The sequence below is a fragment of the Acidovorax sp. T1 genome (assembly GCF_002176815.1).
GTDB lineage: Bacteria > Pseudomonadota > Gammaproteobacteria > Burkholderiales > Burkholderiaceae_C > Acidovorax.
In genome coordinates, this window is the sequence record NZ_CP021648.1 from 3,977,649 (window position 1) to 4,001,026 (window position 23,378).

General features: G+C 66.4%; 15 protein-coding genes and 1 pseudogene. 6 read left to right on the plus strand and 10 right to left on the minus strand.

Translation table 11 applies throughout. The features are described from left to right. Positions 1-10: 10 nt before the first annotated feature. Positions 11-3,190 carry a DUF3427 domain-containing protein gene (locus tag CCX87_RS18465; RefSeq protein WP_087748001.1) on the minus strand — a complete coding sequence of 1,060 codons (3,180 nt, stop codon included), beginning with the start codon at positions 3,188-3,190 and terminating at the stop codon, positions 11-13. A 248-nt stretch (positions 3,191-3,438) separates the two neighbouring features. On the opposite strand from CCX87_RS18465, the gene mnmA reads away from it, so the two are divergent. Beyond that, the gene (gene mnmA, locus CCX87_RS18470; protein WP_087748002.1) at positions 3,439-4,584 is read left to right on the plus strand and encodes a tRNA 2-thiouridine(34) synthase MnmA; all 1,146 of its coding nucleotides are present in this window, start codon (positions 3,439-3,441) and stop codon (positions 4,582-4,584) included. 196 nt (positions 4,585-4,780) lie between these two features. Here the strand turns inward: mnmA and ssb are convergent, their stop codons facing one another. Continuing rightward, a complete protein-coding gene (gene ssb, locus CCX87_RS18475; protein ID WP_087748003.1) occupies positions 4,781-5,329 on the minus strand; it encodes a single-stranded DNA-binding protein in 549 nt (182 codons plus the stop codon). Between the two features lie 117 nt (positions 5,330-5,446). After that, complete coding sequence (locus CCX87_RS18480; protein ID WP_087748004.1) at positions 5,447-6,634, minus strand: MFS transporter; 1,188 nt, start codon at positions 6,632-6,634, stop codon at positions 5,447-5,449. A 287-nt stretch (positions 6,635-6,921) separates the two neighbouring features. Between CCX87_RS18480 and uvrA the strand changes: the two genes are divergently transcribed. Then, positions 6,922-9,924: an excinuclease ABC subunit UvrA gene (gene uvrA, locus CCX87_RS18485; protein WP_232476612.1), complete on the plus strand. Its 3,003-nt coding sequence runs from the start codon at positions 6,922-6,924 to the stop codon at positions 9,922-9,924. 61 nt (positions 9,925-9,985) lie between these two features. Here the strand turns inward: uvrA and CCX87_RS18490 are convergent, their stop codons facing one another. Continuing rightward, entirely contained in the window at positions 9,986-11,947 is a 1,962-nt protein-coding gene (locus CCX87_RS18490; protein WP_087748006.1) for a sigma-54-dependent Fis family transcriptional regulator, read from the minus strand. 313 nt (positions 11,948-12,260) lie between these two features. Here CCX87_RS18490 and exaC point away from each other — a divergent pair, with 313 nt between their 5' ends. Both exaC and CCX87_RS18500 read left to right on the plus strand, forming a co-directional pair. Then, complete coding sequence (gene exaC, locus CCX87_RS18495) at positions 12,261-13,784, plus strand: acetaldehyde dehydrogenase ExaC (RefSeq protein WP_087748007.1); 1,524 nt, start codon at positions 12,261-12,263, stop codon at positions 13,782-13,784. 185 nt (positions 13,785-13,969) lie between these two features. Further along, positions 13,970-14,344 (plus strand): DUF779 domain-containing protein, encoded by a 375-nt coding sequence (locus CCX87_RS18500; RefSeq protein ID WP_087748008.1) that lies wholly within the window; start codon positions 13,970-13,972, stop codon positions 14,342-14,344. A 79-nt stretch (positions 14,345-14,423) separates the two neighbouring features. Here the strand turns inward: CCX87_RS18500 and CCX87_RS18505 are convergent, their stop codons facing one another. After that, the gene (locus tag CCX87_RS18505) at positions 14,424-16,385 is read right to left on the minus strand and encodes a methyl-accepting chemotaxis protein (RefSeq protein WP_087748009.1); all 1,962 of its coding nucleotides are present in this window, start codon (positions 16,383-16,385) and stop codon (positions 14,424-14,426) included. Positions 16,386-16,675: 290 nt separating this feature from the next. Between CCX87_RS18505 and CCX87_RS18510 the strand changes: the two genes are divergently transcribed. Next, positions 16,676-17,116 carry an acyl-CoA thioesterase gene (locus CCX87_RS18510; RefSeq protein ID WP_087748010.1) on the plus strand — a complete coding sequence of 147 codons (441 nt, stop codon included), beginning with the start codon at positions 16,676-16,678 and terminating at the stop codon, positions 17,114-17,116. A gap of 8 nt (positions 17,117-17,124) precedes the next feature. Beyond that, positions 17,125-18,051, plus strand: a complete 927-nt coding sequence (locus CCX87_RS18515) for an EamA family transporter (protein WP_087748011.1) — start codon at positions 17,125-17,127, stop codon at positions 18,049-18,051. Positions 18,052-18,152: 101 nt separating this feature from the next. On the opposite strand, the gene CCX87_RS18520 is transcribed toward CCX87_RS18515, so the two are convergent. The 5 genes and pseudogenes from CCX87_RS18520 to CCX87_RS18540 form a co-directional block, all read right to left on the minus strand. Then, positions 18,153-19,139, minus strand: a complete 987-nt coding sequence (locus CCX87_RS18520) for a succinylglutamate desuccinylase/aspartoacylase domain-containing protein (protein ID WP_087748012.1) — start codon at positions 19,137-19,139, stop codon at positions 18,153-18,155. After that, positions 19,136-20,116, minus strand: coding sequence for a Bug family tripartite tricarboxylate transporter substrate binding protein (locus tag CCX87_RS18525; RefSeq protein ID WP_087748013.1), 981 nt, complete (start codon positions 20,114-20,116; stop codon positions 19,136-19,138). Before CCX87_RS18525 ends, CCX87_RS18520 begins: the two co-directional genes overlap by 4 nt. A 115-nt stretch (positions 20,117-20,231) precedes the next feature. Continuing rightward, positions 20,232-21,125 (minus strand): annotated as a pseudogene (locus CCX87_RS18530) (LysR family transcriptional regulator). A gap of 96 nt (positions 21,126-21,221) precedes the next feature. Continuing rightward, positions 21,222-22,046, minus strand: a complete 825-nt coding sequence (pyrF, locus tag CCX87_RS18535) for an orotidine-5'-phosphate decarboxylase (RefSeq protein ID WP_087748014.1) — start codon at positions 22,044-22,046, stop codon at positions 21,222-21,224. 130 nt (positions 22,047-22,176) lie between these two features. Beyond that, on the minus strand, positions 22,177-23,376 hold the full coding sequence (locus tag CCX87_RS18540) for a phosphoglycerate kinase (protein ID WP_087748015.1): 1,200 nt from the start codon (positions 23,374-23,376) through the stop codon (positions 22,177-22,179). Between the last annotated feature and the right edge of the window lie 2 nt (positions 23,377-23,378).

Genomic DNA, 23,378 nt, shown 5'->3' on the forward strand with positions numbered 1-23,378 from the left:
TGCCGGAGTGTTACACCCCTCGAAGCACACTGAATTCTCTGAACAGTCGCGCCGGTAGCGGAGTGTGCATTTTCCAGATGATGTTCATGGGTCGATCGCCCTCGGCCGACTCCAGCGCCACGGGGCCGCAGGCGCGGTAGGCCTCACCCTTGCGCGGCCTCACGAAAAGTTGGAACTGCCAGCCATTGGTCGCGCTTTCGAGGTAGCGGCGGCCACCTGGCGTGTCCGGGCCAGCGCTGTTCTGGCTTTGCCAATGAAAGCGCTCCGCGCTGACCGCGTAGTCGTGGTACGCGATGCGATCGTGGTAGCCCTCACTCTTGTCGAGCGTGACGAACAACAGCTCGGTTTTGCGGCTGATCAATGACAAGGTGCCCGCCTGGAAGGGTACGCGGCGCGACGCCGTCAGCCAGCCCACCGCAGTGAGGATTTCACGCACACCATACGCAGCGTGCAGACACAACGGCGTGTCTTCAAGACCGGGAACCGGATGCGCGCCCAAGGTGCTGCGGGCCTGCAGCAGCGCAGACAACTCCACCAGTTCTGCCGCAATGGCGGGGTGCTGCGCCACACGCGCCATGAAGGCCTCGTGCCCGCCGGCCTGCTCATGGCGCCCATCAATCTGGTAGGCCAGCATTTGCACGCCCAATGCTTCCTCTGCCGTGGGCACCTGCGAATCTTTGTGACGCGTGCCGACTGCAGCCATCACATCGAGCCGACGCGGATCATCTACGTGTAGCAGGTCGCCAAAGCGGCGGCTGAAATAGTCCTCCTCCGGGCCAGGTTCGGCCACCATCAGGCCCGCATCGCGCTTCAGTGCCGTCCAACCACTACGGCCTTGGCCGGTGCCAGCGCGGTAGACGTCTTCCAGGTCCAGTGCCTGGTCGTGCAGAAAATCGGCCAACTGCACGGTCGAGCGGCCACGCAGCGCGGCGTAGGTCTGCAGCTCGGTCTTCAGGCGCCGCCAGTTCTGCGATATCAAGGCCCGCAAACCTTGCAACACCTGCTCGCGCGTCTGGCGTTGCAGGTGAATATGGCAACCGGGCGGCAAACTGCCAAACCCGTTCTCCACACCGTCGGTCAGCTCGCGCCGCGACAAGCCGGTCAGGCTCGACAACAGGCGGTCAAACCGAAACTCCGTGCGGTGCTGGCCCACAAAGTCGAGCACCAGACAGCTTTCCTTGCCGGGAGCCAGACGCAGGCCACGGCCAATCTGCTGCTGAAACAGCACCGGGCTTTGCGTGGGCCGCAGCAACAACAGTGTGTCTACCATCGGCAGGTCAATGCCTTCGTTGTAGAGATCGACTGTCACCAACGCGCACAACTCGCCGTCAGTCAAGCGCTGTGGTGCCCGGCGCCGCTCTTCACTCGCCGTCGTGCCGACCACACAAGCCGCAGGCAGCCCCGCGCGATTGAGCCAATTGGTCATGAATTCGGCGTGGGCCACCGACACACAGAAAACGATAGCCCGTGACTGCCCTGCGTCGGACGCCAAGCGGCGCCATTCATTGATGACGAGTCGGGCGCGAACGTCGTTGCCCGTGACCAGGTTGTCCACCGCCTCCCGTTCCCCCGGCCGGTCCCAAGGCACTTCCGAGAAGTCGGTGGCGTCGTCGCAGGCGTAGTACTCAAACGGCGCCAGCAGTTGCAGGTCCAGCGCATGCCACAGCCGCAGCTCCACCGCCGGGCTGCCGTCTGGCCGTGCATCGAAATACTGCACGATGGGTTGGCCGTCGCTGCGCTCAGGCGTGGCTGTCAGCCCAAGCAACACGTTGGGGCGAACGGCTTTGGCAAAAGCATCAAACCGGTCGGCAGCCAAGCGGTGGCATTCGTCCACCACCACCGTGTGCCAGTGGTCGGCGCCCACGGTGGCCACAAGATCGCGGCTGGTCAGGCTGTCGATGGTGGCGAACAGATGGTTCCAGCGTTCGGGTTGGCGGCTGCCGGTCAGCAGCTCACCGAACTCGGGGTCACGCAGCACCTCGCGGTAGGTGCGCAAGGCCTGGCGCAGGATTTCCTCGCGGTGGGCCACAAACAAAAGGCGCGGGTGCCCGCCTTCGTTGCGGCAGGTGTTGCGGTAGTCGAACGCGGCCACTACCGTCTTGCCGGTGCCGGTGGCAGCCACCAGCAGGTTGCGGCTGCGACCGTGGGCTCGTTCGTTGGCCAACTGCTCCAGCATCTCCTGCTGATAGGTCTTGGGCTGGAGGTCAAAAAAGCTGATGGCGGTCGAGGGTTCGCCACCAAACGACTCGCGGCCCAGCGCCGCTGCCAGGGCCTGCCGGTGTTCAACGTTGTCCGGGTCGTAGCGCTGGAACTCGCTGTCGGCCCACAGCGTCTCAAAATGGGCCACAGCACGGGCAAACAGGGCCTCTTGCGCCCGCTGGGTCAGTTTGACGGTCCACTCCAGCCCACCGGTCAATGCAGCGCCCGAGAGGTTGGCACTGCCGACATACGCCGAACCGAAGCCTGTCTTGCGCTGGAAAAGCCAGGCCTTGGCATGCAGACGGGTACGCCGGCCATCGAGCGACACGCGCACTTCACACCCAGGCAGGCGTGCCAGCTCGTCCAGCGCACGCGCCTCGGTCGCGCCGGTGTAGGTGGTGGTGAGGATGCGCAGACGGGTCTTGCGTGGCGCCTGCCCTGTTGGTTGCGCGCCCATGGCCGTGATCTGCTGCAACACGTCCTGCAGCTTGCGCACGCCGGAGACGGTGATGAAGCTGACCAGAATGTCCACCTGGTCGCTGGAGGCCAGCTCACGGCGGATTTCCTGCAGCAGCGAAGGCGAGCCTTTTCCGGCGGTAAAGAGCCAAGGCACCCCCAGACCAATCTCTGGCGACGCCGGGAACTGCTGGTCACGCTGGACCGCCCGCAGGACCCGCAACGGAGAGGCAATCAGGTCAATGACATCCGCGGATGGACCAGTGCCCACCTCACCAACACCACCCACGAGCCGCTGCCGCAGCATCACCAGAAGCCCGTTGACCAGCTCCAGTTGCGCTTTGACTTTGTCCGCATCCTCGCCGGGCAGGTCGTCGAGGAGTGTCCCAAGTTGCCGCGTAATGGCATCGGTTAGAAATTCAGTCGCTCCGCCCTTCAAGGGCGACACATCTGCGCGAGACGGAGCCAGCTCAGCGAGCGAACGGGCCAGACCCTCGGTCAACAGCAAGTCGTACAAACCATCGGGCAATGCCATCGTCGTCCTTGGTAGGGGGTGCGGTGGCCTGGATTGTCCTGGCAACGCACACGACCAGAAAGCAAAGGACAGATGAATTGCAAAAGCCTGTTCGGCGCCCCAGCATCGACTGCCCTCGAAGGCATGGATAAAAGGTTACTGGGTTTTTATAAAAAATAGGCCTTGGCCTTTATTCATCAAGCGTCATAAGCTACATATTCAATAGCAGTTGTCTTGGGTAACACGGCGATAGCCGGATAATCCCGTCCATGAAAAAGCAACGCGTTGTCGTGGGCCTGAGCGGCGGAGTGGATTCCGCCGTCACCGCCTACCTGCTCAAACAACAAGGCCACGAGGTGGTCGGCATCTTCATGAAGAACTGGGAGGATGACGACGACAGCGAATACTGCTCGTCCAACATCGACTTCGTGGACGCCGCCGCCGTGGCCGATGTGATCGGCATCGAGATCGAGCACGTCAACTTCGCGGCCGACTACAAAGACCGCGTGTTCGCCGAGTTTTTGCGCGAGTACCAGGCCGGGCGCACACCCAATCCCGATGTGCTGTGCAATGCCGAGATCAAGTTCAAGGCCTTTCTCGACCACGCCATGCGCCTGGGGGCCGAGAAGATTGCCACCGGGCACTATGCGCGCGTGCGCCAGAACGCAGCCACGGGCCTGTTCGAGCTGCTCAAGGGCCTGGACCCGTCCAAGGACCAGAGCTATTTTTTGCACCGGCTGAACCAGGCGCAGCTGTCCAAAACGCTGTTCCCCGTGGGCGAGCTGCACAAGACCGAGGTGCGCCGCATTGCCGAAGAAATTGGCCTGCCCAATGCCAAGAAGAAGGATTCCACCGGCATTTGCTTCATTGGCGAGCGGCCGTTTCGCGAGTTTTTGAACCGCTACATCAGCCACGCGCCCGGCCCCATCCAGGACGACCGGGGCCGCACGCTGGGCCAGCATGTGGGCCTGAGCTTTTATACGCTGGGCCAGCGCCAGGGCCTGGGCATTGGTGGCGTGAAAGCCAAGGGCGCCGAGCTGAAGGCCGCGCTAGAGCGGGGCCAGCGCGGCGTGGGTGAGCACGAACCGTGGTTTGTGGCGCGCAAGGATATGGAAAAAAACGTGCTGCGCGTGGTGCAGGGCCACGACCACCCCTGGCTGCTGTCGCACCGGCTTGATGCCCAGGATGCCAGCTGGTGCGCGGGCCATGCGCCCGCGCCGGGCCCGTACGCCGCCAAGACGCGCTACCGCCAGCAGGATGCGGCCTGCACCGTGGTGAGTGCGGTGGGCGCCGACTTTCGCCTGGAGTTTCCCGAGGCGCAGTGGGCCGTCACGCCAGGGCAAAGTGCCGTGCTGTACGACGGCGAGGTGTGCCTGGGCGGCGGTGTGATTGCGGCGGTGGACCCGTCGGCCTGAAAGTTTTGATGAAAATGGCTGCTAGCGCTTGCTGGATAAGCGCTAGCAGCTATTAATTTTGATGCGCTGCGTGGGGCGATGTGGCCGCCAATGCCTTGTGTCGCCGCAACGGTTCAGGCCGGGCGCTGGTTGCCCAGAAAAAAAAGCCTGCCAACTATGTGTTGGCAGGCTTTTTTGTTCGCTGAAGCGTTGGCTGTCAGAACGGAATGTCGTCATCCATGTCATCAAAGCCCGAGGCAGCGCGCGGTGCCTGCGCCGCTGGGGCCGGCGCGGGCCGGGGGGCGGGTGCTACAGGGCGTTGTTGCATGGGTGCTGGCGCGGCGCGGCGCGGGGCCTGGTCGTAGCCGCCGCCGGAGTCTCCGCCATAGCCGCCGCCGTCGTCATGGCCGCCACCTTGGCCGCCCATGCCTTGGCGGCCGCCCAGCATCTGCATTTGGTCGGCGCGGATTTCGGTGCTGTATTTCTCCACGCCGGCCTGGTCGGTCCACTTGCGGGTGCGCAGGCTGCCTTCCACGTACACCTGCGAGCCCTTGCGCAGGTATTGGCCCACGATCTCGGCCAGGCGGCCGTTGAAGACCACGCGGTGCCACTCGGTGGCTTCCTTCATTTCGCCGGTCTGCTTGTCTTTCCAGCGATCGGTGGTGGCAATCGTCACGTTGGCCACCTGGTCGCCGCTGGGGAAGGTGCGCATTTCCGGGTCGCGGCCCAGGTTGCCGACGATGATGACTTTGTTGATGGATGCCATGGTGGTGTCTTTGCCTTCAAGGGATAAAAAGCGCCGGATGTGAGGGAATTCCAGGCGCCAAAGGGTGCATTGTGCCGCAAGCGGGGGTGGCGTTCGCCCGCTGCGGCCAGGCAAATTTCAGTGCCCGCCGCCCGCGCTGCGGCCCACGGGGCGCAGAGGCCAGGTCAGCACCAGCCACAGGGCGGTCAAGGCGGCGGTGGCGGCAAACAGCCCGGGTGCGCCGGCCCATTTGACCAGTGCGCCGCCCAGTGCGCCGCCGGCAAACAGCCCCAGCGACTGCAGCGTGTTGTAGCTGCCCAGCGCCGCGCCGCGCACCGGCGCTGGTGCCATGCGCGACACCAGGCTGGGCTGGCTGGCTTCGAGTGCATTGAAGCCGCAAAAGAACAAAAACATCAGCGGCCCCAGCACCCACAGCGTGGGGGTGGCGCCGCTGGCCGAGAGCAGCCCCAGGCCCACCTGCACCAGCAGCACCAGGGCAATGGCGCCCAGCAGGGCGCCGCGCAGGCGGCCGCGCCGCTCCATCGCAAACAGCCCCCCCATGGCCACAAAAGACAGCACCACGGCCGGCAGATACACCTGCCAGTGGTGGTCTTTGGTCAGGCCCGCCTGCACCAGCATGGCCGGCACGGCCACCCACATCGACAACTGCACGGTGTGCAGCACGAACACGCCCAGGTTCAGGCGCAGCAGATCGGGGTTGCGCCACACATCGGACACACTGCCGCGCGGTGCGTTTTTGTGCTCAGCCGACTCGGCCGGCACCCACCACAGCACCACGGCCACGCCCGCCAGCGCCAGTGCGCAGGTCAGGCCAAACAGGCCGGCCAGGCCGATATGGGCCGTCAGCACCGGGGCGGCCACCAGCGCCACGGCAAACACCAGGCCGATGCTGCCGCCCACCAGCGCCATGGCCTTGGTGCGCACGGCGTCGCGCGTCTGGTCGGCCAGCAGGGCTGTTACAGCAGCCGACACGGCGCCGGCGCCCTGCAGCGCGCGGCCCACCAGCAGGCCGGTGAGCGAATCGGCCAGCGCCGCCAGCAGGCTGCCCGCCGCAAACACCAAGAGGCCCAGCACGATGACGCGCTTGCGCCCGAAGCGGTCGGACGCCATGCCCAGCGGCAGTTGCAGCACGGCCTGGGTGAGGCCATAGATGCCCATGGCCAGGCCGACCAGCGCGGGGTCGTCACCGCCGGGGTATTTGCGTGCCTCCAGTGCGAATACGGGCAGCACGAGAAACAGGCCCAGCATGCGCAGCGCAAAGATCAGCGCCAGGCTGATGCTGGAGCGGCGCTCCAGCGGCGTCATGGCCGTGGCGGGGGTGGCAAGGGTGGGTGAAGGGGTTTGGGGGGGCACGGTAATGTCGGACACGCTCAAAAGGGGCCGTTTGGCCCAGGGGGCCGAGGCAGCACAAGCGATAAAGCGCCTGATTGTCCGCGATCCGCGCGCGGCGCACCTGGGCGGCGCCCCCATGGAATGCCCTGCGTCACTATCATGGTGGGTTTTTCTGCTTTTCTGGCGTGCGCCCCACTGTGAACCCTTCCCTCCCCCAACGTCCTGCTGACGATCAGCCTTCTGGCCCCTCGGGCCGTTACCTGGGCCACGCCCTGGCGCAGGCGCGCATCAGCATCCGCGGGGCGCGCACGCACAACCTCAAGAACATCGACCTCGACATCCCGCGCAACCAGCTGGTGGTGATTACCGGGCTGTCGGGCTCGGGCAAATCGAGCCTGGCGTTCGACACCCTGTATGCCGAGGGCCAGCGGCGCTATGTGGAAAGCCTGTCGGCCTATGCGCGGCAGTTTCTGGGGCGGCTGGACAAGCCCGATGTGGACCTGATCGAGGGCTTGTCGCCAGCGATTTCCATCGAGCAGAAGGCCACCAGCCACAACCCGCGCTCCACCGTGGGCACGGTGACCGAGATCCACGACTACCTGCGCCTGCTGTATGCCCGCGCCGGCACGCCGTTTTGCCCCGACCATGGCCTGCCGCTGGCAGCGCAGACCGTGAGCCAGATGGTGGACGCCGTGCTGGCCCTGCCCGAGGACACCAAGCTCATGGTGCTGGCCCCCGTGGCGCGTGAGAAAAAGGGCGAGTTCACCGAGTTGTTCGCGCAGATGCAGGCGCAGGGCTATGTGCGTTTTCGCGTCGATGGCCAGATCTACGAGCACGAAAACCTGCCCCAGCTCAAGAAGACCGAGAAGCACGACATCGACGTGGTGATCGACCGGGTGAAGGTGCGCGCGGACCTGCAGCAGCGCCTGGCCGAGAGCATCGAGGCGGCCCTGCGCGTGGGCGGGCACGAGGGCAACGGCCGCGTGCTGGCGCTGGAGATGGACACGGGGCAAGAGCACCTGTTCAGCAGCAAGTTCGCCTGCCCGGTGTGCAGCTATTCATTGGCCGAGCTGGAGCCGCGCCTGTTCTCCTTCAACTCGCCCATGGGCGCCTGCCCCGCGTGCGACGGCATCGGCCAGCGCGAGGTGTTTGACCCGACGCGTGTGGTCGCCTTCCCCAGCCTGAGCCTGGCCAGCGGCGCCATCAAGGGCTGGGACCGGCGCAACGGCTACTACTTTGCCATGCTGGAGAGCCTGGCCAGGCACTACGCGTTCGACATCGATGCGCCGTTTGAATCGCTGCCCGCGCCGGTGCAGCAAGCCATCCTGCACGGCTCGGGCGAGGAAGAAATCGCCTTCAGCTACATCATGGACAGCGGTGCCTCCAAGGGCAAAGCGATCGTCAAGAAGCATGTTTTCGAGGGCATCCTGCCCAACATGGCACGCCGCTACCGCGAGACGGATTCGGTGGTGGTGCGCGAAGACCTGGCCCGCTACCGCAGCACCCAGCCCTGCCCCGAATGCCACGGCGTGCGCCTGCGCCGCGAGGCCCGCCATGTGAAGCTGGGCGAGGGCGAACAGGCCCGCGCCATCTATGAGGTGAGCCACGCCACGCTCAGCGCGGCGCACGCCTGGTTCAATGACTTGAAGCTCAGCGGCGCCAAGGCCGAGATTGCCGACAAGGTGGTGCGCGAGATCGCCACGCGCCTGCAGTTTCTGAACGACGTGGGCCTGAGTTATTTGAGCCTGGACCGCAGCGCCGAAACCCTGAGCGGCGGCGAGGCGCAGCGCATTCGCCTGGCGTCACAGATCGGCTCGGGCCTGACGGGTGTGATGTATGTGCTCGACGAGCCCAGCATCGGCCTGCACCAGCGCGACAACGACCGCCTGATCGCCACGCTGCAGCACCTGCGCGACATTGGCAACAGCGTGATCGTGGTCGAGCACGACGAAGACATGATGCGCGCCGCCGACCAGGTGATCGACATGGGCCCCGGCGCGGGCGTGCACGGCGGGCGCGTGATGGCGCAAGGCACCTACGACGAAGTGCGCGCCAATGCGCAGTCGCTCACCGGCAAATACCTTTCGGGCGCGCTGTCGATTGCCGTGCCCCGGCGCCGCACGCCGTGGCTGCCGGTGCTGGAGCAGCCCGCGCCGGTGGCGGAGGCCAAGGCCAAGTCGCGCTTTCCGCAAACCGAGGCCAGCAAGCGCCGCGCCGAGCGCATGGCCGAGCACCACGCACGCCAGGGTGCCGTGCAGGCGCTGCGCGTGGCGGGCGCCAGCGGCAACAATTTGCAGGGCGTGACGGTGGACTTCCCCGTCGGACTGCTCACCTGCGTGACGGGCGTGTCGGGCTCCGGCAAGAGCACGCTGGTCAACGACACGCTGTACAAAGCCGTGGCACGCCAGCTGTACCGCGCGCACGACGAGCCCGCACCGCACGAAGAAATCGTGGGCATCGAGTATTTCGACAAGGTCATCAACGTTGACCAGAGCCCCATTGGCCGCACGCCGCGCAGCAACCCCGCCACCTACACGGGCCTGTTCACGCCGATCCGTGAGCTGATGGCCGAGACCAACACCGCCAAGGAACGCGGCTACGGCCCGGGGCGCTTCAGCTTCAACGTGGGTGCAGCAGGTGGTGGGGGCCGCTGCGAAGCCTGCCAGGGCGACGGCATGGTGAAGGTGGAAATGCACTTTTTGCCCGACGTGTACGTGCCCTGCGACATCTGCCACGGCCAGCGCTACAACCGCGAGACGCTCGAAGTGCTGTGGAAGGGCAAAAACATCGCGCAGATCCTGGAGCTGACGGTGGAAGACGCCGCCGCCTACTTCAAGGACGTGCCGACCATCGCGCGCAAGCTGCAGACGCTGCTGGACGTGGGGCTGTCGTACATCCGCCTGGGCCAGAGCGCCACCACGCTCTCGGGCGGCGAAGCGCAGCGCGTCAAACTCGCGCAAGAGCTGAGCAAACGCGACACCGGCCGCACGCTCTACATCCTCGATGAACCGACCACCGGCCTGCACTTTGCCGACATCGACCTGCTGCTCAAGGTGCTGCACCAGCTGCGCGACGCAGGCAACACCATCGTCATCATCGAGCACAACCTCGACGTCATCAAAACCGCCGACTGGCTGATCGACATGGGGCCCGAGGGCGGCGCGGGCGGCGGCAGCGTGGTGGGCGTGGGCACGCCCGAAGAACTGGCGGCCAACCCGGCCAGCCACACGGGGCGGTATCTGGCGCCGTATCTCAGCAAATAGTTTGAAAGAAATTGGCCTCTAGCGCTTGACAGTAAAGCGCAAGAAGCTATAAAAATAGTAGCTATTGAGGCGTGCGTGAAGCCAGCTTGCGGTACAGCGTCTGCCGGCTGATGCCCAGCTGGCGAGCGGCTTGCGACATGTTGCCGCGTGCGGCCTGCAAGGCCTGGTCGATGGCTGCGGTGGAGAGTTGCTGCAGGCTGAGGGCGGCGGGCAGGCCCTCCGCACCCGGGCCTGCTGCCGCTTCGCTGCGCGGGCTGGCGGGCGCCGCCGTGAGCGCCTGCACCAGGTCGTCGGGCATGTGCTCCCAGCCCAGGGTGTCTTCGCCCTCGGCCAGCATGGCGCAGGCGGTGCGCAGCACGTTGGCCAGCTGGCGCAGGTTGCCGGGCCAGGGGTAGGCGGCCAGGCGGGCCAACAGGTCGGGCGCCACCTGCACCTCAAAACCCAGGCCCTGTTCCGTGCCCAGGTCGGCCAGCAGGCGCTGCAGCAGCGCCACAAAGTCGCTGCGCTCGCGCAGTGCGGGCAGTTGCACCGTGAGGCCGTTGATGCGGTAGTACAAATCTTGCCGAAAGCGCCCCTGCTCTGCCGCCTGCATGAGCTGGTTGTGCGTGGCGCAGACCAGTGCAAAGTCCACCGGCACGGCCTTGCTGGCGCCCACGGGCGTCACGCTGCGCTCTTGCAGCACGCGCAGCAGGCGGGTTTGCAGGGCCAGCGGCATGTCGCCGATTTCGTCGAGAAACAGCGTGCCGCCGTGGGCCTCGCGCAGGCGGCCCAGGTGGCCTTCCTTGCGTGCGCCGGTGAAGGCGCCCGCCACGTGGCCGAAGAGTTCGGACTCAATCAGGTGCTCGGGGATGGCAGCGCAGTTGATGGCCACAAACGGTGCGTCGCGGCGCGGGCCGCTGGCGTGCAGCGCGCGCGCAAACACCTCCTTGCCCACGCCCGATTCGCCCTGCACCAGCACCGCAATGGGCTTGCCCACCACGCGGCGGGCCTTGTCGGCGGCAGCGCGCCAGCGGGCGTCGCCGGTGTCCAGCAGCGCCAGTGCGTCCTGCGTGGGTGCGGCGCGGGCCGCCGTGGCGGGCTGCGACGGGGTGACCCACGCGGCGGCATCCATCTGCACCTGGGCAAACAGCAAGCCGCCGTGGGGTGTGCGCAAAGCCTGCGGCTGCTGGGGGCGGCGCTTGTGGTGCGAGAGCAGGTCACCCAGCCGCACGTCCAGCACGCGCTCCAGCAAGGTGGCGCCCACGTCGCCCGCGTGCAGGCCCAGCTGCGCCAGGCCCACGCGGTTGGCGCCCACGATCCAGCCGTCGGCCGACACCGCCACGATGCCTTCGGCCACGCTGCCAATGCCCTCGGGCACGCTGTGCAGGTGCAGGCGGATGTTGCGTTTGCAGGTGGCGGCCAGCAGGCGGTTTTCGATCATGCGCGCTGCCGTACTGACCAGCCCCAGCGTGTGCGCGTGGCCGTTGCGGTAGTCGCCCGAGATGTCGAGGATGCCCAGCAGCTCGCCCGTGGCCGACAGGATGGGCGAGGCCGCGCAGGTGAGAAAGCTGTTGCGCTCCAGAAAATGCTCGCCGCCATGCACCTCGACCGCGCAGGCCTCGGCCAGGGCCGTACCGATGGCGTTGGTGCCCCGGTGGGCCTCGTGCCAGGATGCACCGCTGGTCAGCGCCACGCGCTCGGCCTTGTCCACAAAGTAGGGGTCGCCCAGGGTGTGCATGAGCATGCCGCGCCGGTCGGCCAGCACCACCACGCTCTGGCTGTGGCGCACCTGCTCAAACAGGTACTCCATCACCGGCCGCGAATGCGCCAGCAGCTCGGGGTTGCTGGCCAGCACATGGCGCAGGGTGCCGCTGCTGGGGTGGTCGATGGCCTGGGGCCGCCCGGTGGGCACCAGGCCCGCCGCCATACTGCGCGACCAGGAGCGCGCCAGGCGCTCGTCCACCAGGCCGCTGGGGCACTGGCCAGAGTCCAGCAGATGCTGGCGGGCCTGTCGCAAGGCGACGGGGGAAGTGTTGGGGCGCACGCTTTGTCTCCGTACAGGCTCAGGATGGCCTGCTTGTGGGTATGGGACGAGTATGGCGGGCAGCAACGCCGGGGGCAAGGGCGCGGGCGCCAGGTTTGCGCCAACTGTTCCATTTCGTGACAGGTGTTGCGGTACGGCACAGCACGGCGGGCCCACGGCGACAGGTGAGCCCCTGGTTGGCAGAAAAATCCCAATGAAATCAACACGCCGCGCGCCTTGGCCAGCTGGCATGGGTTTTGAGTAGGGGGTTGGTATCGGACAGGCCCCATGAGGCCCGCCCGATACACACAACCATCGCAGGAGACAACACACCATGACCGTTTACGCAGCCCCCGGCGCCGCTGGCGCCAAGATCGCCTACAAGCCCCAGTACAACAACTTCATCGGGGGCAAATTCGTGCCCCCGGTCAAGGGCCAATACTTTGATGTCATCTCGCCGGTCAACGGCAAGGTCTACACCCAGGCAGCCCGCTCCACCGCCGAAGACATCGAACTGGCGCTGGACGCTGCGCACGCCGCCGCCGACGCCTGGGGCAAGACCGACGCCGCCACGCGCGGCAACATCCTGCTGAAAATTGCCGATCGCATCGAGCAGAACCTGGAGCTGCTGGCCTACGCCGAAACCGTGGACAACGGCAAGGCGATCCGCGAGACGCTGAACGCCGACATCCCGCTGACCGTGGACCACTTCCGCTATTTCGCGGGCGCCATTCGCGCACAAGAGGGCGGCATCAGCGAGATCGATAGCGACACCGTGGCCTACCACCTGCACGAGCCACTGGGCGTGGTCGGCCAGATCATCCCCTGGAATTTCCCCATCCTGATGGCCGCCTGGAAGCTGGCCCCCGCCCTGGGCGCCGGCAACTGCGTGGTGCTCAAGCCGGCGGAGTCCACCCCCATCTCCATCCTGATCCTGGCCGAGCTGATTGCCGACCTGCTGCCGCCCGGCGTGCTGAACATCGTCAACGGCTATGGCCGCGAGGCAGGCATGCCGCTGGCCACCAGCAAGCGCATTGCCAAGATCGCCTTCACCGGATCGACCAGCACGGGCCGCGTGATTGCGCAGGCCGCCGCCAACAACCTGATCCCCGCCACGCTGGAGCTGGGCGGCAAGAGCCCCAATGTGTTCTTTGCCGACATCATGGACAAGGACGATGCGTTTCTGGACAAAGCCATCGAAGGCCTGGTGCTGTTCGCCTTCAACCAGGGCGAGGTCTGCACTTGCCCCAGCCGCGCCATCATTCAAGAATCGATCTACGACAAGTTCATGGAGCGCGTGCTCAAGCGCGTGGCCGCCATCAAGCACCAGAACCCGCTGGATACCGACAGCATGATGGGCGCGCAAGCCAGCAAGGAGCAGCTCACCAAGATCCTGAGCTACCTCGACCTGGGCAAGCAGGAAGGCGCCGAAGTGCTGGCCGGTGGCGGCCAGGCGCACCTGGGTGGCGATCTGGAAGGCGGCTACTACGTGCAGCCCACGCTGTTCAAGGGCCACAACAAGATGCGCATCTTCCAGGAAGAAATATTCGGCCCCGTGCTGGCCGTGACCACCTTCAAGGACGAAGCCGAGGCGCTGGAAATTGCCAATGACACGCTGTACGGCCTGGGCGCAGGCGTGTGGAGCCGCAACGGCAACGTGGCCTACCGCATGGGCCGCGCGATCAAGGCCGGGCGCGTGTGGACCAACTGCTACCACGCCTACCCGGCGCACGCGGCGTTTGGCGGCTACAAGGAATCGGGCATCGGGCGTGAGAACCACAAGATGATGCTGAACCACTACCAGCAAACCAAGAACCTCTTGGTGAGCTACTCAGAAAACAAGCTCGGCTTCTTCTGATGGGGGGTGGCGGTCCAAAAACCGCCCCTGGCGTCGTTGCTCCGTCTTGCCGTGGCGCTGCCACTGTCTGCGACGGAGACGCCTGGCCAGGGACGGTTTGTGAACCGCGGGAAACGTTTCTACTGACGCGGCTCGTTGTTCCAACTTGCCGCGTTTGTTTTTGCATCGCACGCTGGAGACACCCTATGGTCGATAAAGTCATCGCCACCCCCGCCGCGCTGGAGCTGGTGGCCTTTCTGCAAGCCAAACACGGGCCCGATCTGATGTTCCACCAGTCGGGCGGCTGCTGCGACAACAGCGCGGCCAACTGCTACCTGCCCGGCGAAATCACCATGGGCGCGGGCGACGTGTACCTGGGTGACATCGGCGGCTGCCCGTTCTACATCGGGCGCGCGCAGTACGAGACCTGGAAACACACGCAGCTCATCATCGACGTGATCGAAGGCACCGGCGGTACCTTCTCGCTCGAAGGGCCTGAGGGCAAGGCCTTCCACACCCGCTCTCGCGTCTTCACTGACGCAGAGCTGGCCGCGCTGGGCATCGAGCGCCCTCTGGGCTGACGTCAACGCCCCACCAGGAAGTGGTGGCGTATTTTCAAGCAAAAATGGCCTGTAGCGCTTTATACATAAGCGCGAAGCGCTATTGAAGTCGTAGCATTCCGCTGTGGCTGCGCTCATCGCCCAGGCGGAACACCGACACCACCTGCACCAGGTCTTCGGCCTGGTTCTTGAGGCTGCTGGCAGCGGCGGCCATCTCCTCGACCAGGGCGGCGTTCTGCTGGGTGACCTGGTCCATCTGCGTCACTGCCTCACCGACCTGGGCCACGCCCAGCGATTGCTCGTGGCTGGCGGCGCTGATCTCGCCCACGATGTCGGTCACGCGGCGGATGGCGCCCACCACCTCGCCCATGGTGGCGCCGGCGCGGTCCACCAGGGCGTTGCCCTGGGCCACGCGCTCTACGCTGGCGCTGATAAGCGTCTTGATCTCGCGCGCGGCCTCGGCGCTGCGCCCGGCCAGGCTGCGCACTTCGCTGGCCACCACGGCAAAGCCCCGGCCCTGCTCGCCCGCGCGGGCGGCTTCGACGGCGGCGTTGAGCGCCAGGATGTTGGTCTGGAACGCGATGGAATCGATCACGCCGATGATGTCCGCGATCTTTTGCGACGCGGCGTTGATGCCCTGCATGGTTTCCACCACCTGCGCCACCACCTCGCCGCCCTGCACAGCCACGGCGCTGGCGCTGGCGGCCAGCTGGCTGGCCTGCTGGGCGCTGTCGGCGTTTTGCCGCACGGTGGCGTTGAGCTGCTCCATCGAGGCGGCGGTTTCTTCGAGCGCGCTGGCCTGGCTTTCGGTGCGGGCCGACAGGTCGGTGTTGCCCTGCGCAATTTGCACGCTGGCGGTGGCCACGCTCTCCGAGCCGCCGCGCACGTTGCGCACCACGTCGGTGAGCTGCTGGCGCATCTGCAGCAGGGCCGCCAGCAATTGGCCGACCTCGTTGCTGCCGTGGGCTATGGGGCCGCCGCTCAGGTCGCCCTGCGCCACGGCGCGCGACAGCTGCACGGCCTGCGCCAGCGGTTGCGTCATGGAGCGCACGAACACCAGGGCCATGCCGGCGGTGAGCGACAGCGTTGCCAGCAAGGCCGCGGCCACCCACAGCAGGTTTTGCTGCAGATCGGCCACGCGGCGCTCCAGGGCCTGTACCAGGTTGTCTGCGGCCTGGGTGTTGAGCGCGTTCAGCGCTTCGATGGTGCGGGTGAAGTGGTCGAAATAGTCCTTGGACGGGAGCTTGAATTCGGTGGCGTTGATCACCTCGCGCTCCAGCAGTTGCAGCGACTGGGTGATCAGGCCCTGGATCTCCGGGGTCTTGCCCCCCAGCGACTGGCGAAACTGCGGGTTCAGTTCCAGCGCCCGGTCAAAACTGCGCAGGGTTTCGGCCTGCAGTTCGGTCACGCGCTGGCGCAGCACCAGCAGCTGGCCCTTGTCTTGCGCGGGCAGCTCGCCGCGCCCCAGAAAACCCGAGCCCTGTGCGCGCAGCACGCCCAGTTTTTCGCCCAGCATCGGGGCGTGCACCAGCGCGGCCTGGATCAGCGCATGGGTGTCGGCATCGGGGTCGGTCTGCAGGCCGTAGGCGTGCAGCAGGCCCTCGTTGATCCGCATGATGGATGCAATCAGCTGCGTGTGCTGCGCCGTGCTTTGCGCCGGCTGCAGGCTGCGTGCGGCCACGGCCTGCTCCAGGGCCTTCCAGGTCTGCTGGGCCTGCGCCCACGCGCTGGTTTGCGCGGTGGGCACCTGGGCGGCGGCAAAGCTGGTTGCGACTTCGCCCATGGCTTTTTCCAGCGCATCGCGGGCGGCGGGGCGGCGCGCCGCCAGCGTCTCGTCACCGCCCAGCATGCCGGCCGACAGGCCGCGGTGCACCTGCATCAGTCGCACTACCTGGTTCAGCACCAGCGCGGGCGCGGCGCCCACGGATTCTTGCCGCGCCGCCGCAATCGACTGCAGTGAATTGCTCACGTAAAGGAACGTGGGCAGGGCGCTCATCATCAGCCCCATGGTGCCCAGGATCATGAATTTATGCAGCAAGCCCAGGCGATGGAGGAGAGACATGGCAAAAAGCGCACAGACGCGCAGGTCGTGAAAACACAAAGGCCGAACCGGGATGCCGGCAACGTTCAGACTGCGAACCCCTGCGGATTCCCACAGTCTGTAACGCAATGTACAAACACTCGCACCCAGTGGTTTTGACTCAAATCAAGTGATGACAGCTGTGTGTCGGCGGCCCATGGGCCATGGCACTGTGCGGCGTCTGCCGGTCGGACGAAGGCTTGGGGGCTGTCCGGCGGATGCAGAGGGCTGGTGAATAATGACCGACGTCTTTTTTGTGGAGATTCCCCGGCATGCATTCCATCACCTTGCGCTTTCTGGCCGCCAGCGGCGCGCCATCGGCATCTGGTCGCATCCAGGGCGGAACGGTCTTGCTCTGGGCCGACGAAGCCGGTCTGGCCTGCGCCAGCGCCTGGGCGCACGGTGACTGTGCGACGGCCTTTGTGGGCAGCACCAGTTTTTTGCGGCCCGTTCGCCCCGGTGATCTGGTGGAAGTGGAGGCCCGCCTGGCCTATACCGGCGGCAGCAGCATGAGCATGGCCATCGAAGTGCGAGCGGGCAGCGTGCAGAGCCGCGAACTGCAGCCCGTGACCCATTGCGTGGCGGTGTACGCAGCCGTGGGTGACGATGGCCAGCCCCGCGCGGTGGACGCCTGGACGCCAGAGACCCCCGGCGACATCGCGCTGGCGCAACGCGTCAAGGCCCATATCGACGCTGCACGCGCTGCACAGTGAGCAATCCCATGACGCCTCTGGCAGGGCCGATGCGGGCCCGCGATCTTCTGGCCGCGTTGGCGGTGGTGCTGCTGTGGGGGGTGAACTTCGTCGCCATGAAATGGGGCCTGCGCAGTTTCACACCGTTTCAGCTGGGCGCCTTGCGCTACCTGTGCGCGGCCCTGCCGCTGGTGCTGCTGGTGCGGGCACCGCGCCTGCATTGGCGCTGGGTGCTGTTGTTTGGCCTGTTCCAGGGCGTGGGGCAGTTCGGCTTTTTGTTTGTAGCGCTGCAGCTGGGCATGACGGGGGCGCTGGCCAGCGTGCTGCTGCAGACACAGGTGTTTTTCACCGCACTGTTCGGTTTTGGTGTGCTGCACGAGCGCCCGAGCCGGCCCTTGCTGCTGGGCCTCGGGCTGGCCGGGCTGGGGCTGCTGTGCTTTGCCATGAGCCAGCTGCAACCCGGCGCTGCCACGGGCGGCACCACGGTGGCGGGCTTGCTGCTGACGCTGTGCGCTGCGGCCTGGTGGGCAGCGTCGAACATCATCTCGCGCCTGGCGCAGCAAACCTCGCCGGGTTACGACCCGTTCTCGTTCGTGGTCTGGAGCAGCCTGGTGCCGGTGCTGCCGTTCACCCTGCTGTCGCTGTGGCTGGACCCCGATGCGGCCCGCTGGCTCGATCCTGCCGCCTGGGCCGCCGTACCGCTGGTGGCCTGGCTGTCGGTGGCCTACCTGGGTTGGGCGGCCACGGTGCTGGGCTACGGGATGTGGACCAGCCTGCTCAAGCGCTACCCCGCCAACCGCGTGGCGCCCTTCAGCCTGGGCGTGCCGCTGGTCGGTATTGCCGCAGGCATGGGGGTGCTGGGCGAGGTCATCACGGCTTGGCAATGGGCGGGCGTGGCCTGCGTGGTGCTGGCCCTGGTGTGCGTGGTGCTGGGGCCGCGTTTTGGCATCAAATAGGCCTGTAGCGCTTTTCCATAAAGCGCTGATAGCTACTACAATTATAGCAACTCACCGCACAAACCCTGAGCCAGGGCATCTACGCGAATGCGCTTCAGGCCTCAGAGGGGCCGACGGCGTGCGTAGCGCACCACGGTGACGCCGGCGCGCGCCTGGCGAGTGGAGGGCATCACCAGCACGCAGTCGTCGTAGGGCGTGATGACGGGCTCGCCGTCGTTGTCGCCAATCACTGTTCCGGCCTGCGCAATCACCTCCAGGCCCGTGAAGGCTTCGGTGAAACGGAAGTTGCTGCTGCGAGCCACCACCGGTCCGGTCACCTCCAGCGCCCACTGGCGGGGGGCATCGGCCTGCTGCCAGCCAGGCAGCGCGTGTGCCAGCTCGGCCGCGTCCAGCACCCGAGCTGCCGCCAGAAAGCGCACACACTGATCCTGCGCCACGGTGCGGCTGGCCAGGTCGCCATGGAAGCCGCATTCGACCAGCAGCGAGCGCGTGTCGCCCCCCTGGCCTGGGCCGTTGCCGTCGGGCAGGCCGAAGCGGCCATAGTCGCGCATGCGCACGCCGTCCTTGTGCCCGGCATCGATCACGACGTGCTCTGGCGCGCGCATGGTTCGCGCGAGCTCAAGGTTGCGAGGTTGCATGCCGGTGAGCAACAGCGGAGCCGAGGGCTCGTGCATCGAGTGGATGTCCAGCAGCCAGTCGGCGCTCGCCACGAAAGGCCGCAGGGCCGCAGCGCGGCGGCGCTCGCGGGTGTCGCAGGCATGGATGCGCTCGTCCAGCCACTGGCGGTTCAGGTCTTCGTCAGTGAAGCGCGAGGCGTCGTGGTGGGCTGCATCGAACCGGTCGAAGGCTTCAAGGTTGCAGAAGGCCAACGTGAGCTGGCCCCGCTGCGGCCGCAGGCCGGATTCGAGCAGCCCTTTCAGCGCCCAGGCGCCGCACAGCTCGTTGCCATGCACCAGGGCGCTGATCATCACATGGCGGCCGGGCTGGCCCGAGTCAAAGTGCCAGACGCCCTCGGTGCCGGTGTTGCCGGCGCGCCAAGGGCCCAGGTCGGGCGCGGGCAGGTCAAAAGTCAGGGCCATGGGCATCATTCCTCGATCCGGGCGAATTCGACGATCTTCTTGTACTTGGCCACTTCGCTGCTCAGGAACTTGTCGATGTTCACGCCAGGCACCGACACCGTGGAGCCGCTGGCTTCAAGCTTCTTGCGCAGTTCGGGTGCCTGCAGCGCTTCGTTCAGGGCTTTCTTGAGCTTGTCGGCCACAGGCTTGGGCAGATTGGCCGGCGCCATGAGGGCAAACCACACGCCGATGTCCACGTTCTTGTACTGGGCCGATTCGGAGAGCGCCGGGATGTCCGGTGTGGCCGCCGAGCGCTTGGCTTCGGTGGTGCCCAAAGCAATCACCTTGCCACTCTTGATGTGCGGCAGTCCGCTGGAGAGCACGAACACGCCGTATTCGAGGTTGTTGCCCATCAGGTCGTTGGCGAGCGGTGCCACGCCGCGGTAGGGAATGTGCGTCATGAACAGCTTGCCCTGCTCCTTGACCATCTCGCCCGCCAGGTGCAGCGAGGTACCCACGCCCGAGCTGCCGTAGCTGAACTTGCCGGGGTTCTTGGAGACCTTCTGCGTGAATTCCGCCAGGTTCTTCACCCCCGCGCCGGTGGACGCCACCAGCACCAGCGGCTGCGAGGCAATCAGGCCGATGGCGGTGAAATCCTTGATGTCGTACTTGACCTTCTTGGTCACCAGCTTGTTGATGGCGATCTCGTTGCTTGCGCCCACCAGCAGGGTGTAGCCGTCGGGTGCGGCGCTGGCCACCTTCTGCGCGCCGATGGCGCCACCTGCGCCACCGATGTTCTCGATCACCACCGGCACGCCCAGGCGGTTGCCCAGCTCGGTGGCCACCACCCGGCCCGTCAGGTCGGTACTGCCACCCGGCGGATAGCCCACTACGATGGTGATGGGCTTGCTGGGATACGCTGTTTCCTGGGCGACCGCAGGGCCGCAGGCCAGCAAGGCCAGGCCGCAAGCCAGGGCGGTGCGGCGCGAAAGTGTGGGGAAGTGCATGGCGTTGGTCCTTGTGGTTGGATGCCCCATTGTGAGAAGGCGGCGGCTCCCTGTTCGTGCCGAAACGGCACGAACTGGTTCAAATTTGAACCGATTCAAGAACAGTTCACGCAGGTCAGCGCAGTGTGACGGCCTGCCATACGGCCTCGGCCAGCGGGCCCAAGCGGCGCTTGGGGCGATATAAGCGCACGTCAAAACGTACTTCCATGCGCGAGGAGCCCGCCGGAGCCAGGCGCCCGCTCTTGCAGTCGGCATGCACCATGGACCAGGGTAACCAGGCCACGCCCAGCCCTTTTTGCACGTATTCGTAGTGGGCATCCGCCGAGTCGCATTCCACCAGGCGTTGCAGGCGCGGTGCATGGGGGTTGTGCGCCAGGTGGTCCTCGACCAGGCGGCCCAACGCCAGCTGGGGCGCGTAGGCAAGGTAGGGCACGGGCTGCGCCTGGGCAAAGCTGTGCAACGCCCGTCCTTCGGTCGTGGCGCGGGACACGGGCACCAGGCGGTCTGCCGCCAGCGTGACGTGGGTAAACTGCCGCGCGTCCAGTGCAATGGCCAGCGCCGGGTGGTGGTACACGAGCGAGAAATCCGCCTCACCGCGCTCCAGTATGGCCACGGTGTCGGCCAACGCCCGGGTCAGGATGCGCAACTCGCCGTCCTGCAGCACGGGGCGCAGGCGCACCAGCCAGTCGGCCACGACAGTGCGGGCCAGGGTGCGGCCGGTGGTCAGCGTCACGGTGCGGCCCTAGCGCCCGGCCAGGCTTTGCAGCTCCTCGTGCGATTGGGCCAGGTTGCGCGCCAGCTGGGCCGCAGTTTCGAGAAAGCTGGCACCCGCAGAGGTCAGGGTGACCGGGCCGCCGCCGCGCTCCACGAGGGGCGTGCCGGCCCAGGCTTCGAGCGCGCGGATGCGCCGCCCGAACGCGGGGTGGGTGACGTGGCGCAATTCGGCGGCGCGCGTGAAGCTGCGCTCCTGTGCCAGCGTGATGAAGTCTTCAAGCCACTTGAGCTGCATGGCCTGCGGACAAAAAATGGCGACTACGAATGCTGGTGCAGCCCAGGCCCCACCGGCACGCAGGCGCAGCGGGGGTCGCCAGCGGTGCCATGCAGCTCAGCCGGCCGCCGCCTGCAGCACGGCGCGGGTGCGCAGCGCTTCGTGGCGCGCGGCGGTGGCGAAATCGTCCCCATCCGAGGCATACAGAATGGCCCGCGACGAGTTCACGATGATGGGGCCGTCAGGGCGCAGACCGGCGCGCACGGTGGCCACGGCATCGCCGCCCTGCGCGCCCACGCCGGGGATCAGCAGGGGCAGCGTGGGCGCAATGCTGCGCACGCGCTCAATTTCCTGAGGGTAGGTGGCGCCGACCACCAGGCCGAGCTGGCCGTTTTTGTTCCAGGGGCCTTGCGCCAGGCGCGCCACATGTTCGTACAGCAGGGGCTGGCCTTCGATGCTGGCCAGGCGCTGGTTTTGCAGGTCGTCGCCGCCGGGGTTGGAGGTGCGGCACAGCAAAAAGGCGCCCTTGCCGTGGTAGGCCAGATAGGGCTCGATGGAATCGAATCCCATGAACGGCGAGAGCGTGACGGCGTCGGCGCCATAGCGCTCGAAGGCCTCCTTGGCATATTGCTCGGCGGTGGAGCCGATGTCGCCACGCTTGGCATCCAGAATCACCGGCACCTGGGGCGCATTGCAGCGCATGTGCTGCATCAGCCGCTCAAGCTGGTCTTCGGCGCCGTGGGCTGCAAAGTAGGCAATCTGGGGCTTGAAGGCGCAGGCCACATCGGCCGTGCTGTCGACGATCGCAGCGCAAAAGTCGTAGATCTTGCGCGGGTCGCCGCGCAGGTCGGCGGGAAACCGGGTGGGTTCGGGGTCCAGTCCCACGCAGAGCATCGAGTTGTTCTGGGTGGATGCATTGCGCAGCATGTCGAGAAAGGTCATGGGGCGCAATTTTAGGCGGCGCCATGAAGGGCACGAAACACCCATGACAACACCCATGAAAGCGCCCATGAAAAAAGGCCGTCGAAACGGCCTTGGTCTGATCGCCCCTGCGGGCAAGCAGCGCAAGTCTTCAGGACGTGGCGGCGGCCCGCTTTTCGAGAATCTCGAATGCCGGCAAGGTCTTGCCTTCCAGCACTTCCAGGAAGGCGCCGCCGCCGGTGGAGATGTAGCCCACCTGCTGCTCGATGCCGTATTTGGCAATGGCCGCCAGGGTGTCGCCGCCGCCGGCAATGCTGAAGGCGGGCGATTGCGCAATGGCCTGGGCAATCGTGCGCGTGCCGTTTTCAAAGGCGGAAAACTCGAATACGCCCACGGGGCCGTTCCAGACGATGGTGCCGGCCGATGTGAGCTGGGCCGCCAGCCGCGCGGCGGTTTCGGGGCCAATGTCCAGGATCAGGTCGTCCTCGGCCACATCGGTGGCGGCCTTGATGGTGGCGGGTGCATCGGCGGCAAAGGTTTTGGCGGTGACCACGTCGGTGGGAATCGGCACCTCGGCGCCGCGCGCCTTCATGGTCGCCATCACGGACCGGGCGGCGTCCAGCAGATCCGGCTCGGCCAGGCTTTTGCCGATAGGCAGGCCTGCGGCCAGCATGAAGGTGTTGGCAATGCCGCCGCCCACGATGAGCTGGTCCACCTTGTCGGCCAGGCTTTGCAGGATGGTGAGCTTGGTAGACACCTTGGAGCCTGCCACGATGGCTGCCAGCGGGCGCTGGGGCTGGGCCAGGGCCTTGGTGAGGGCGTCGATTTCGGCCGACAGCAGCGGGCCGGCGCAGGCGATGGGGGCGTATTGCGCGATGCCATAGGTGGTGCCCTCGGCGCGGTGGGCCGTGCCAAAGGCGTCGTTCACGAAGATGTCGCACAGGGCGGCCAGCTTGCGGGCCAGGTCTTCCTTGTTTTTCTTTTCACCGACGTTGACGCGGCAGTTTTCCAGCAGCACCACCTGCCCCGGCGCCACGGTCACGCCGTCCACCCAGTGGGCGATCAGCGGCACCTCACGGCCCAGCAGCTCCGACAGGCGCTGGGCCACGGGGGCCAGCGAGTCTTCAGGCTGGAATGCACCTTCGGTGGGGCGGCCCAGGTGGCTGGTCACCATCACGGCGGCGCCCGCGTCCAGGGCCATGCGGATGCACGGAATCGAGGCGCGGATGCGGGTGTCTTCGGTGATGTGGCCGGCGGCATCCAGCGGCACGTTCAGGTCGGCACGGATGAAGACGCGCTGACCACGAACTCGGTTCTGGGCGCACAGATCGGAAAAACGCAGGATGTTCATGG